The sequence below is a fragment of the Pseudomonas entomophila genome, from assembly GCF_029478665.1.
Taxonomy (GTDB): domain Bacteria; phylum Pseudomonadota; class Gammaproteobacteria; order Pseudomonadales; family Pseudomonadaceae; genus Aquipseudomonas; species Aquipseudomonas entomophila_F.
This window is the reverse complement of sequence record NZ_JARPQB010000036.1, coordinates 22,565-34,432: the sequence shown is the minus strand read 5'-3', so window position 1 is coordinate 34,432 and position 11,868 is coordinate 22,565. Positions and strand designations below refer to the sequence as shown.

Below are 11,868 nucleotides of genomic sequence, written 5' to 3'. Positions count from 1 at the left end.
TGGGCTAATCAGCAAGGTGAAGTCGTATCAGCGCATTTATAAGACCAAAGACGTAGGAGCAATGTGACGTGTTGCCGCAGGGGGCAAGCCCGACACGGTGCCTGTTGGCGCCGGCTTTGCCGGCGAATGCGGCGCTGCGGTCAATCCAAAACAGTTGCTGCCAACGGGTGCCACCTTGCAGGTCGACGGATGTGGTTTAGGCTCAGTGGATCGCACGATTTCCAATCACACCAGGAAAAGCGGAGTAGTGCAGCATGGGATACCAGAAAATCAAGGTGCCGTCTGACGGTGCCAAGATCACCGTCAATGCAGACCATTCGCTCAATGTTCCCGACAACCCCATCATTCCCTACATCGAAGGCGACGGCATCGGCGTGGATGTCTCGCCGGTGATGATCAAGGTGGTCGACGCCGCTGTGCAGAAGGCCTACGGCGGCAAGCGCAAGATCGCCTGGATGGAGGTCTACGCCGGCGAGAAAGCGACGCAAGTCTATGATCAGGACACCTGGCTGCCCCAGGAGACCCTTGATGCGGTGAAGGACTATGTGGTCTCGATCAAGGGGCCGCTGACCACGCCGGTCGGCGGCGGCATCCGTTCGCTCAACGTGGCCCTGCGCCAGCAGCTCGACCTTTATGTGTGCCTGCGTCCGGTGGTCTGGTTCCAGGGCGTGCCAAGCCCGGTCAAGAAGCCTGGCGACGTGGACATGGTGATTTTCCGCGAGAACTCCGAGGACATCTATGCCGGCATCGAGTGGAAGGCCGGCTCGCCCGAGGCGAACAAGGTGATCAAGTTCCTCAAGGAGGAAATGGGCGTCACCAAGATCCGTTTCGACCAGGATTGTGGCATCGGCGTCAAGCCGGTTTCGAAGGAGGGCACCAAGCGCCTGGTGCGCAAGGCGCTGCAATATGTGGTGGATAACGACCGCAAATCGCTGACCCTGGTGCACAAGGGCAACATCATGAAGTTCACCGAGGGTGCCTTCAAGGACTGGGGCTACGAGGTGGCGCGCGACGAGTTCGGCGCGGAGCTGCTCGACGGCGGCCCATGGATGAAGTTCAAGAACCCCAGGACGGGCCGTGAGGTGATCGTCAAGGACGCCATTGCCGACGCCATGCTTCAGCAGATCCTGCTGCGTCCGGCCGAATACGACGTGATCGCCACCCTCAACCTCAACGGCGACTACCTGTCCGACGCCCTGGCGGCGGAAGTGGGTGGTATCGGTATCGCGCCGGGCGCCAACCTGTCGGACACCGTGGCCATGTTCGAGGCCACCCACGGCACCGCGCCCAAGTATGCCGGGAAGGATCAGGTCAACCCGGGTTCGGTGATCCTGTCGGCCGAAATGATGCTGCGGCACATGGGCTGGACCGAAGCGGCGGACCTGATCATCAAGGGTACCAATGGCGCGATCGCGGCCAAGACCGTCACGTACGACTTCGAACGCCTGATGGACGGTGCGACGCTGGTGGGTAGTTCAGGCTTTGGCGATGCGTTGATCAAACATATGTAATCAGGGATCAAAAAGCCGGCGACCATTATTTAAAGGGTCGCCGGCTTTTTCGTGTCTCAGGACAATCAGCGGATCAGGCTTCAGCGGTATCCACTGAAAGCGAGCTTCCTGTCGTTGTGGCGCTGGAATTGCGGATGTTCGAAGCGTGGAGCCCTTTGGGGCCTTGGGTGATGTCGAAATCCACGGTTTGGCCAGCCTTCAGCGTCTTGTAACCGTCCATTTGGATCGCTGAATAGTGGGCGAACAGATCGATTTCCTTGCCTTTCTCATCAACCACCGTCTTGTTGGAACGGTCAACCTCATTGATGAATCCGTAGCCCTTGGCGTTGTTGAACCACTTGACTTTACCGCTTGCCATCCCTATGTCCCTCTGCAAAGGACTCCATCACTGGAGTATCATCCACTTCATCCGCATACGAACCATGCGAGAAAATCTGGTTGACTGCGCGGATCTTTATAGACCACGGTGGGTTCTTATTGGTTGTAACACCGTTTTGCCGTTAGTCAAGGTCAGCCGGCGCCCGCGCCGACAGCTGCCTGAAGCGGTCAACCCACAACCTTAACCTGTCGCTCATGATGAAATTCTTTCCATGCATGTACCCAGTGAGATTCGACTAACATTCAATCAGGATCGCCCGCAGTCGAACGAGGACGGGCATGAGGACGATGGCGCCGGCCTTGCGGTCCAGGAGGCCAAGCCGATCCTGCAGGCGCCACCGATGTACAAGGTGGTTTTGTTCAACGATGACTACACGCCAATGGATTTCGTCGTCGAAGTGCTCGAGACGTTCTTCAGTCTGAACCGCGAGCTGGCAACGAAGATCATGCTGACCGTCCATACCGAAGGGCGGGCAGTATGCGGATTGTTTACCCGTGACATCGCCGAGACAAAGGCCATGCAGGTCAACCAATACGCCAGGGAAAGCCAGCATCCGCTACTCTGTGAAATCGAGAAGGACGGTTAATCGCCGACCACTTGGGTATGAGGTGAAGCTATGTTAAACCGCGAGCTCGAAGTCACCCTCAATCTGGCCTTCAAGGAGGCGCGTTCGAAACGTCATGAATTCATGACCGTCGAACATCTGCTGCTGGCACTCCTTGACAATGAGGCTGCCGCGACCGTTCTGCGCGCCTGTGGCGCCAATCTCGACAAACTCAAGCATGACCTGCAGGAGTTCATCGATTCGACCACCCCGCTGATCCCTGTGCATGACGAGGATCGCGAAACGCAACCCACGCTGGGCTTCCAGCGCGTGCTGCAGCGTGCCGTGTTCCACGTGCAGAGCTCCGGCAAGCGCGAGGTGACCGGCGCCAACGTGCTGGTGGCGATCTTCAGCGAACAGGAAAGCCAGGCCGTGTTCCTGCTCAAGCAGCAGAGCGTGGCCCGCATCGATGTGGTCAACTACATCGCCCACGGTATTTCGAAAGTGCCGGGCCATGGCCCACATACTGAAAACGAACAAGACATGCAGGACGAGGAGGGTGGCGAGACCTCTTCTTCCGGCAACCCGCTGGACGCCTATGCCAGCAACCTGAACGAACTGGCCCGTGCCGGGCGCATCGACCCGCTGGTGGGGCGTGAGCAGGAGGTCGAGCGCGTCGCGCAGATCCTCGCCCGTCGGCGCAAGAACAACCCGTTGCTGGTCGGTGAGGCCGGCGTGGGCAAGACCGCTATTGCCGAAGGCCTGGCCAAGCGCATTGTCGATGGCCAGGTGCCAGACTTGCTGGCCCAGAGCGTCGTCTACTCCCTTGACCTTGGCGCGCTGCTGGCGGGCACCAAGTACCGTGGCGACTTCGAGAAGCGCTTCAAGGCGCTGCTCGGTGAGCTGCGCAAGCGTCCGCAGGCGATCCTGTTCATTGACGAGATCCACACTATCATTGGTGCCGGCGCGGCATCCGGTGGCGTGATGGACGCCTCCAACCTGCTCAAGCCGCTGCTGTCGTCCGGTGATATCCGTTGCATCGGTTCGACCACGTTCCAGGAGTTTCGTGGCATCTTCGAGAAGGATCGTGCCCTGGCGCGTCGCTTCCAGAAGGTCGATGTCAGCGAGCCATCGGTGGAGGACACCGTGGGAATCCTGCGTGGCCTGAAGGGCCGCTTCGAGAGCCACCACAACATCGAGTACAGCGACGAAGCCCTGCGCGCCGCCGCCGAACTGGCCTCGCGTTATATCAATGACCGGCATATGCCGGACAAGGCCATCGATGTGATCGACGAGGCGGGTGCCTACCAGCGCCTGCAGCCGGAAGCCAACCGCGTCAAGCGCATCGATGTGCCGCAGGTCGAAGATATCGTCGCCAAGATCGCGCGGATTCCGCCGAAACATGTCACCAGCTCCGATAAAGAGCTCCTGCGCAACCTTGAGCGTGACCTTAAGCTCACGGTATTCGGCCAGGATGCGGCGATCGACTCGTTGGCCACCGCCATCAAGCTTTCCCGTGCCGGGCTCAAGGCGCCGGACAAGCCTGTTGGCTCGTTCCTGTTCGCCGGCCCGACCGGCGTGGGCAAGACCGAGGCGGCTCGCCAGCTGGCCAAGGCATTGGGTGTGGAGCTGGTGCGCTTCGACATGTCCGAGTACATGGAGCGGCATACCGTGTCGCGCCTGATCGGCGCGCCGCCCGGCTATGTCGGGTTCGACCAGGGTGGCCTGCTGACTGAAGCCATCACCAAGCAGCCGCACTGTGTGCTGCTGCTGGACGAGATCGAGAAGGCGCACCCCGAAGTCTTCAACCTGCTGCTGCAGGTGATGGACCACGGTACCCTGACCGACAACAACGGGCGCAAGGCGGACTTCCGCAACGTGATCCTGATCATGACCACCAACGCCGGTGCTGAAACCGCCGCGCGGGCTTCGATCGGCTTCACCCACCAGGACCATTCCTCCGATGCCATGGAGGTCATTCGCAAGAGCTTCACGCCGGAGTTCCGCAACCGTCTGGACACCATCATCCAGTTTGGCCGTCTCTCCCACGAGACGATCAAGAGCATCGTCGACAAGTTCCTCATCGAACTGCAGGCGCAGCTGGAAGACAAGCGCGTGCTGCTGGAGGTCACCGATGCCGCGCGCGGCTGGTTGGCGGCCTCGGGGTACGACGTGCAGATGGGCGCGCGGCCGATGGCGCGGCTGATCCAGGACAAGATCAAGCGGCCATTGGCCGAGGAGATCCTGTTTGGCGAGCTGGCCGAGCATGGTGGCGTGGTGCACATCGACTTGCGTGATGGTGAGCTGGTGTTCGACTACGAGACCACGGCAGAAGTCGCGTAAGCTGGGGCCGCTTTGCGGCCCATCGCGGCTGAAGCCGCTCCTACAGGGTGTGCGGTGCCTGTAGGAGCGGCTTCAGCCGCGATGCGTTTTCAACAGGTACAAAAAAGCCCGGCACATGGCCGGGCCTTTTCATGGCTTGAGCTTAGCGCGCACGGTAGGTGATGCGGCCCTTGCTCAGGTCGTATGGCGTCAGTTCGACGCGGACCTTGTCGCCAGTGAGAATACGGATGTAGTTCTTGCGCATCTTGCCGGAGATATGCGCGGTAACGACGTGCCCGTTTTCCAACTCCACGCGGAACATGGTGTTGGGCAGGGTGTCGACGACAGTGCCTTCCATTTCGAAGCTGTCTTCTTTCGACATGCAGTAAAGCCCTCGGTATCCAGTGTTGGCCCGACGCACGACTGCACCGGGCAAAAAAAGTGGCGTGGAGTATGCCCGAAAACTGCGTGTCAAGCCAATGCTTTCAGTTGAGGGTGACCCAGCGCTGATTGATCAGTAGTTCGATGGGGCGATATTGGGTCTTGTAGTTCATTTTCTTGCAGTTCTTGATCCAGTATCCCAGGTACACGGCGTCGAGGTCCTGGCGCAGGGCTTCGGTGATCTGCCAGAGGATGGCATAGCGGCCCAGGCTGCGCCGTTCTTCATCGGGCTCGTAGAAGGTGTACACCGCCGACAGGCCATTGGGCAGCAGGTCGCAGACCGCCACCGCCATCAAGCGCCCCTCGAGGCGGAACTCGTAGAACCAGCAGAACGGCAGGTCACGGACCAGGAAGGTCGAGAACTGGTCACGGCTGGGCGGGTACATGTCGCCATCGGCATGGCGCTGCTCGATGTAGCGGCGGTACAGCTCGAAATACTCTTCCTTGAATACCGGGCGCACGGCGCTGACGGTCAGGTCGGCATTGCGCTTGAGAATGCGCCGCTGCTGGCGGTTGGGGATGAAGCGCGCGGCAGGGATGCGCGCCGGCACGCAGGCATTGCAGTTCTGGCAATGCGGGCGATAGAGGTGGTCACCGCTGCGGCGAAAGCCCATTTCCGACAGGTCGGCGTACACATGCACGTCCATCGGCTGGCTCGGGTCGAGAAACAGCGTGGTGGCCTGCTCATCCGGCAGGTAGCTGCAGGAGTGGGGTTGAGTGGCATAGAACTTCAACCGCGCCAACTCTGTCATGATCAACCCCTTCGATGAGTCGTTGTTTCTAAGTGTAAGCCAGCTCTGGAAACTCGCCTAGCGAACCCAGCTGGCACCGTTGGGCTGGTCGAGGTGGCGCGCCAGGTGGTCGGCGAATTCGGCGCGGCTGATGGCCCGGGCGCCCAGGCTATGCAGGTGGTGGGTGGGCATCTGGCAGTCGATCAGGACAAAGCCGGCCTGTTTCAGGTGCTCGACCAGTGCCACGAAGCCCACTTTCGAGGCGTTGTCGGCGCGGCTGAACATCGATTCGCCAAAAAACAGGCGGCCCATGGCCAGGCCGTACAGCCCGCCGACCAGTTCACCTTCTCGACGCACTTCAACCGAATGGGCGAAGCCGCGGCGGTGCAGTTCGCAGTAGGCCGCGCGCATGCTGTCGGTGATCCAGGTGCCGTCCGCGTAGTCACGCGGGGCGGCGCAGGCCTCGATCACGGCCGGGAAGTCGCTGTCGAAACTGACCTGGTAGTGGCCCTGGCGGATGAACTTGGCCAGCGAGTGCGAGACGTGCAGCTCTTCGGGGAACAGTACAGTGCGCGGGTCGGGCGACCACCAGAGGATCGGTTGGCCATCCTGGTACCAGGGGAAGCAGCCGTGACGGTAGGCGGCGACCAGGCGTTCAGGCGTGAGATCGCCTCCGGCGGCAAGCAGGCCGTTGGGGTCGTGCAGGGCCTTTTCCAGGGGCGGGAAGGTCAGCGAGTCGCGGGTGAGCCAGGTGAGCATGGTGTTCTTGAGCGGCGGGGGAGGGGAGGGCGACCAGCATGGCGCGGCTCGCGAGTGCGGTCAACGGCCGCCATCTAGGGGCAGGCCAGCTCCCACGCCAGGTGACCTGGAGGTCGTTTCGCCCTGGGTTGGGCACCATCTGGCACATTTGCTGTCACACCTGTGCAAAAACACAGCATAAGCCTTTGTCACAAAAGAAAATGCATGCTCAAATTGCAACCATTGTGAAAGTAGCCCCCGTTTACGCTCCAGCAGCGTGCCGCCATGGCGGCTGGCGGGCAGTAATGTTAAAAGTAGTGGTTCAAAGGCCTGCGTACGGCCTTTCACTGTTTGGACGCGCAGCACGCGCAGGAATAGACGCGTTTTGAAGAAATCCACCGCAACTCCAGCCCCCTTGCCAGTGCCTCTTTGGCGGCAGCAGCTGCACTACCGTCTGAAGGAAGGTGCGCTGATCGCCGTTGGTGCCCTGTGCCTGTACCTGTGGATGGCACTGGTCACCTACGACACCGCCGACCCAGGCTTCAGCCACACCAGCAACGCCGACCAGGTGCAGAACGCCGCCGGCCGTGCCGGGGCCTATTTCGCCGACATCCTGTTCATGGTGCTTGGCTACTTCGCCTACATCTTCCCGCTGCTGCTGGCGATCAAGACCTGGCAGATATTCCGCGAGCGTCATCAGCCCTGGCAGTGGAGCGGCTGGTTGTTTTCCTGGCGGCTGATCGGCCTGGTATTCCTGGTGCTGTCAGGCGCGGCGCTGGCGCATATTCATTTCCACCCTTCGGCCAGCCTGCCGTTCTCTGCGGGTGGGGCCCTGGGTGAGAGCCTGGGGGACCTGGCGCGCAACCTGCTCAATGTGCAGGGCAGCACGCTGATGTTCATTGCCCTGTTCCTGTTTGGCCTGACCGTGTTCACCGACCTGTCCTGGTTCAAGGTGATGGACGTCACCGGCAAGATCACCCTCGACCTGTTCGAGCTGATGCAGGGTGCCGCCAACCGCTGGTGGGAGGCGCGCAACGAGCGCAAGCGCCTGGTGGCGCAGTTGCGTGAGGTGGATGAGCAGGTCGAGGAGGTGGTTGCCCCGGTGGTGGCGGACAAGCGCGAGCAGGTCAAGGCTCGTGAGCGCATCATCGAGCGCGACGAAGCGTTGACCAAGCACGTTGCCCAGCGCGAACAGCAACCGGCCCCGGTGATCAACATTCCGCCTGCGCCGGTCAAGGCGCCGGAGCCAAGCAAACGGGTGATGAAGGAGAAGCAGGCGCCGTTGTTCATCGACAGCGCCGTGGAAGGCACCTTGCCGTCGATCTCCATCCTCGACCCTGCCGAAGAGAAGAAGATCGAGTACTCGCCCGAGTCGCTGGCCGGTGTCGGCCACCTGCTGGAAATCAAGCTGAAGGAGTTCGGTGTCGAGGTCTCGGTCGATTCGATCCACCCAGGCCCGGTGATTACCCGTTACGAGATCCAGCCCGCCGCGGGCGTGAAGGTCAGCCGTATCGCCAACCTGGCCAAGGACCTGGCGCGCTCCCTGGCGGTGACCAGTGTGCGCGTGGTCGAGGTGATCCCCGGCAAGACCACCGTGGGTATCGAGATCCCCAACGAGAACCGCCAGATGGTGCGCTTCTCCGAGGTGCTGTCGTCGACGCAGTTCGATGAGAACAAGTCGCCGGTCACCCTGGCCCTGGGCCATGACATTGGCGGCAAGCCGGTGATCACCGACCTGGCGAAGATGCCGCACCTGCTGGTGGCCGGTACCACCGGCTCCGGTAAGTCGGTAGGTGTGAACGCGATGATCCTGTCGATCCTGTTCAAGTCGGGCCCGGAAGACGCCCGCCTTATCATGATCGACCCGAAGATGCTCGAACTGTCGATCTACGAAGGCATTCCGCACCTGCTGTGCCCGGTGGTCACCGACATGAAGGACGCCGCCAACGCGCTGCGCTGGAGCGTTGCTGAAATGGAACGCCGCTACAAGCTGATGGCGGCCATGGGTGTGCGCAACCTGGCGGGCTTCAACCGCAAGATCAAGGATGCAGAAGAAGCTGGCGAGGTCGTTCACGACCCGTTGTACCGCCGCGAAAGCATGGACGACGAGCCGCCTACGCTGAAAACGCTGCCCACCATCGTGGTGGTGGTCGACGAATTCGCCGACATGATGATGATCGTCGGCAAGAAGGTCGAAGAGCTGATCGCCCGTATCGCCCAGAAGGCCCGTGCCGCCGGTATCCACCTGATCCTGGCCACCCAGCGCCCTTCGGTGGATGTGATTACCGGCCTGATCAAGGCCAACATCCCGACCCGCATGGCGTTCCAGGTATCGAGCAAGATCGACTCGCGGACCATCATCGACCAGGGTGGCGCGGAGCAATTGTTGGGCCACGGTGACATGCTCTACATGCCGCCGGGCACCAGCCTGCCAATCCGCGTGCACGGCGCCTTCGTCTCCGACGATGAGGTGCACCGCGTGGTCGAAGCGTGGAAACTGCGCGGTGCTCCAGACTACAACGACGACATCCTCAACGGCGTCGAAGAGGCCGGCAGCGGCTTCGATGGCGGTGGTGGTGGCGGTGACGGCGAAGATTCCGAGAGCGACGCCTTGTATGATGAAGCCGTCCAGTTCGTGCTAGAAAGCCGTCGCGCCTCGATTTCTGCCGTGCAGCGCAAGCTGAAGATCGGCTACAACCGTGCCGCCCGGATGATCGAGGCGATGGAGATGGCCGGCGTGGTCACCCCCATGAACAGCAACGGCTCGCGGGAAGTGATTGCCCCGGGCGGCCCGCGCGACTGATGAACACCCTGCCGGGCACCAACGAAGGTGCCCGGCCTTTCCAATGCTCAATGAGGATTCCCATGCGCGCGATTCGCATGCTGTTGGTTTCTGCCCTGGCCATGGGCGCCGTGTCGGCACATGCCGACGATAAAGACGTGGCTCGCCTCACCCAACTGCTGGAAAAGTCCCAGACCATCACCGCGCGCTTCTCCCAGCTGACCCTGGACGCCAGCGGCACCAGCCTGCAGGAAGCCAACGGCGAGATGGCGGTCAAGCGCCCGGGCCTGTTCTACTGGCACACCGACGCACCCCAGGAGCAGGTGGTGGTGTCCGATGGCCAGAAAGTCACCCTGTGGGACCCGGACCTGGAACAGGCCACCATCAAGAAGCTCGATGTGCGCCTGAGCCAGACGCCGGCGCTGCTGCTGTCGGGTGATGTGTCGAAGATCAGCCAGAGCTTCGATATCAGCTCGAAGGAGCAGGGCGAGGTGACCGACTTCACCCTCAAGCCGAAAACCAAGGACACCCTGTTCGACTCGCTGCGGGTGTCGTTCCGCAAGGGCCTGATCAACGACATGCAACTGATCGACAGCGTCGGCCAACGCACCAACATCCTGTTCAACGGGGTCAAGGCCAACGAAGCCATCCCGGCGACCAAGTTCAAGTTCGATGTCCCGAAAGGCGCGGACATCATCCAGGAGTAACCAGAGCCCGTCATGGACCTGTTTCGTAGCGAACCCGTCGCCCAGCCCCTGGCCGCCCGCCTGCGCCCGTCCAACCTGGATGAGTACGTCGGCCAGGAGCACCTGCTGGCGCGTGGCAAGCCACTGCGCGAGGCGCTGGAACAGGGCGCCCTGCACTCGATGATCTTCTGGGGGCCGCCGGGGGTGGGCAAGACCACCCTCGCGCGGTTGCTGGCGCAGTTCTGCGATGCTCACTTCGAGACGGTCTCGGCGGTACTGGCCGGGGTCAAGGAGATCCGCCAGGCAGTCGAGGTGGCCAAGCAGCAGGCGGGGCAGTATGGCCGTCGCACCATCCTGTTCGTTGACGAAGTGCACCGTTTCAACAAGTCGCAACAGGACGCCTTCCTGCCCTACGTGGAGGACGGCACGCTGATCTTCATCGGCGCCACCACCGAGAACCCTTCGTTCGAGCTGAACAACGCCTTGCTCTCAAGGGCGCGGGTATACGTGCTCAAGAGCCTGGACGAAGCGGCGCTGCGCAAGCTGGTCGATCGTGCCCTCAGCGAAGAGCGGGGCCTGGGCAAGCGCAACCTGCGGGTGGGCGACGAAGCCTTCAAGATGCTCATGGCCGCCGCCGATGGCGATGGCCGACGCATGCTCAACTTCCTCGAGAACGCCTCGGACCTGGCCGAAGACGGTGGTGAGATTGCTGTCGAGTTGCTGCAGAGCTTGCTCGGTGACAGCCGCCGCCGCTTCGACAAGGGCGGCGAGGCGTTCTACGACCAGATCTCGGCCTTGCACAAATCCGTGCGCGGTTCCAACCCGGACGGCGCGCTGTACTGGTACGCACGCATGCTCGACGGTGGCTGCGACCCGCTGTATATCGCCCGTCGCGTGGTACGCATGGCCAGCGAGGATATCGGCAACGCCGACCCCCGAGCCCTGAGCCTGTGCCTGGCGGCGTGGGATGTGCAGGAGCGCCTGGGCAGCCCGGAGGGTGAGCTAGCGGTGGCCCAGGCCATCACCTACATCGCCTGCGCACCGAAAAGCAACGCGGTGTACGTGGGCTTCAAGGCGGCCATGCGCGAAGCGGCCGAGCACGGGTCGCTGGAGGTGCCGCTGCATCTGCGTAACGCCCCAACCAAGCTGATGAAGCAGCTCGGCTACGGCGAGGAGTACCGCTACGCCCATGACGAGCCTGACGCCTATGCCGCTGGCGAGGACTATTTCCCCGAGCAGCTCGAACCACGCCAGTACTATCAACCGGTGCCACGCGGCCTTGAACTGAAGATTGGCGAGAAGTTGCGCCACCTGGCCGAGCTCGATCGCACCAGCCCCCGCCAGCGGAGAAAACCGTGATCGCACTCATCGCCGCTGTCAGCGCAGGCGGCATTGCCGGCACGCTGCTGCGCTTCGCCACCGCCAACTGGGTGGCGGCCCACTGGCCACGGCACTTCTATGCCGGTACGCTGGCGGTCAACCTGGTCGGCTGCCTGCTGATCGGCCTGCTTTACGGGCTGTTCCTGCATAAGCCCCTGGCGCCGGTCGAGTTGCGCGCCGGATTGATCGTCGGATTTCTGGGCGGTCTGACCACTTTTTCCTCTTTCTCGCTCGATACCGTGCGCCTGATGGAAAGCGGGCAAGTACCGCTGGCCATGGGCTATACCATTATCAGCGTGGTAGGCGGCCTGCTCGCGACCTGGGCCGGCTTGTCCCTGACCCGATTCTGAACCA

11 protein-coding genes are annotated in these 11,868 nt (G+C 62.0%); 7 read left to right on the top strand and 4 right to left on the bottom strand.

Annotated features, from left to right (window positions below; translation table 11 throughout):
* Positions 1-254: 254 nt before the first annotated feature.
* Positions 255-1,511, top strand: a complete 1,257-nt coding sequence (gene icd / locus P5705_RS18155; protein WP_277462252.1) for an NADP-dependent isocitrate dehydrogenase — start codon at positions 255-257, stop codon at positions 1,509-1,511.
* 73 nt (positions 1,512-1,584) lie between these two features.
* Here the strand turns inward: icd and P5705_RS18150 are convergent, their stop codons facing one another.
* On the bottom strand, positions 1,585-1,869 hold the full coding sequence (locus P5705_RS18150) for a cold shock domain-containing protein (protein WP_277462251.1): 285 nt from the start codon (positions 1,867-1,869) through the stop codon (positions 1,585-1,587).
* Between the two features lie 232 nt (positions 1,870-2,101).
* Between P5705_RS18150 and clpS the strand changes: the two genes are divergently transcribed.
* Positions 2,102-2,476, top strand: coding sequence for an ATP-dependent Clp protease adapter ClpS (clpS, locus tag P5705_RS18145; RefSeq protein ID WP_277462250.1), 375 nt, complete (start codon positions 2,102-2,104; stop codon positions 2,474-2,476).
* Positions 2,477-2,506: 30 nt separating this feature from the next.
* Complete coding sequence (clpA, locus tag P5705_RS18140; RefSeq protein ID WP_011533430.1) at positions 2,507-4,777, top strand: ATP-dependent Clp protease ATP-binding subunit ClpA; 2,271 nt, start codon at positions 2,507-2,509, stop codon at positions 4,775-4,777.
* A gap of 142 nt (positions 4,778-4,919) precedes the next feature.
* Here the strand turns inward: clpA and infA are convergent, their stop codons facing one another.
* The 3 genes from infA to aat all read right to left on the bottom strand — a co-directional run bounded on the left by infA (position 4,920) and on the right by aat (position 6,687).
* The gene (gene infA, locus P5705_RS18135; RefSeq protein WP_002553999.1) at positions 4,920-5,138 is read right to left on the bottom strand and encodes a translation initiation factor IF-1; all 219 of its coding nucleotides are present in this window, start codon (positions 5,136-5,138) and stop codon (positions 4,920-4,922) included.
* 103 nt (positions 5,139-5,241) lie between these two features.
* Positions 5,242-5,949, bottom strand: coding sequence for an arginyltransferase (locus P5705_RS18130; protein WP_277462249.1), 708 nt, complete (start codon positions 5,947-5,949; stop codon positions 5,242-5,244).
* A 57-nt stretch (positions 5,950-6,006) separates the two neighbouring features.
* Entirely contained in the window at positions 6,007-6,687 is a 681-nt protein-coding gene (gene aat / locus P5705_RS18125) for a leucyl/phenylalanyl-tRNA--protein transferase (RefSeq protein ID WP_277462248.1), read from the bottom strand.
* Positions 6,688-7,051: 364 nt separating this feature from the next.
* Here aat and ftsK point away from each other — a divergent pair, with 364 nt between their 5' ends.
* From ftsK to crcB, 4 genes are all read left to right on the top strand, one after another.
* Positions 7,052-9,469 (top strand): DNA translocase FtsK, encoded by a 2,418-nt coding sequence (gene ftsK, locus P5705_RS18120; RefSeq protein WP_277462246.1) that lies wholly within the window; start codon positions 7,052-7,054, stop codon positions 9,467-9,469.
* A gap of 62 nt (positions 9,470-9,531) precedes the next feature.
* Positions 9,532-10,155, top strand: a complete 624-nt coding sequence (gene lolA, locus P5705_RS18115) for an outer membrane lipoprotein chaperone LolA (RefSeq protein WP_277462245.1) — start codon at positions 9,532-9,534, stop codon at positions 10,153-10,155.
* 12 nt (positions 10,156-10,167) lie between these two features.
* Complete coding sequence (locus tag P5705_RS18110; protein ID WP_277462244.1) at positions 10,168-11,493, top strand: replication-associated recombination protein A; 1,326 nt, start codon at positions 10,168-10,170, stop codon at positions 11,491-11,493.
* Positions 11,490-11,864, top strand: coding sequence for a fluoride efflux transporter CrcB (gene crcB / locus P5705_RS18105; protein ID WP_011533436.1), 375 nt, complete (start codon positions 11,490-11,492; stop codon positions 11,862-11,864). The genes P5705_RS18110 and crcB overlap by 4 nt, the downstream gene beginning before the upstream one ends.
* The last annotated feature ends 4 nt before the right edge of the window (positions 11,865-11,868 follow it).

Excerpts from the sequence above, each read along its gene's own strand:
- icd (WP_277462252.1), top strand. The coding sequence starts at position 255 with ATGGGATACCAGAAAATCAAGGTGCCGTCTGACGGTGCCAAGATCACC.
- P5705_RS18150 (WP_277462251.1), bottom strand. The coding sequence starts at position 1,869 with ATGGCAAGCGGTAAAGTCAAGTGGTTCAACAACGCCAAGGGCTACGGA.
- clpS (WP_277462250.1), top strand. The coding sequence starts at position 2,102 with ATGCATGTACCCAGTGAGATTCGACTAACATTCAATCAGGATCGCCCG.
- clpA (WP_011533430.1), top strand. The coding sequence starts at position 2,507 with ATGTTAAACCGCGAGCTCGAAGTCACCCTCAATCTGGCCTTCAAGGAG.
- infA (WP_002553999.1), bottom strand. The coding sequence starts at position 5,138 with ATGTCGAAAGAAGACAGCTTCGAAATGGAAGGCACTGTCGTCGACACC.
- P5705_RS18130 (WP_277462249.1), bottom strand. The coding sequence starts at position 5,949 with ATGACAGAGTTGGCGCGGTTGAAGTTCTATGCCACTCAACCCCACTCC.
- aat (WP_277462248.1), bottom strand. The coding sequence starts at position 6,687 with ATGCTCACCTGGCTCACCCGCGACTCGCTGACCTTCCCGCCCCTGGAA.
- lolA (WP_277462245.1), top strand. The coding sequence starts at position 9,532 with ATGCGCGCGATTCGCATGCTGTTGGTTTCTGCCCTGGCCATGGGCGCC.
- P5705_RS18110 (WP_277462244.1), top strand. The coding sequence starts at position 10,168 with ATGGACCTGTTTCGTAGCGAACCCGTCGCCCAGCCCCTGGCCGCCCGC.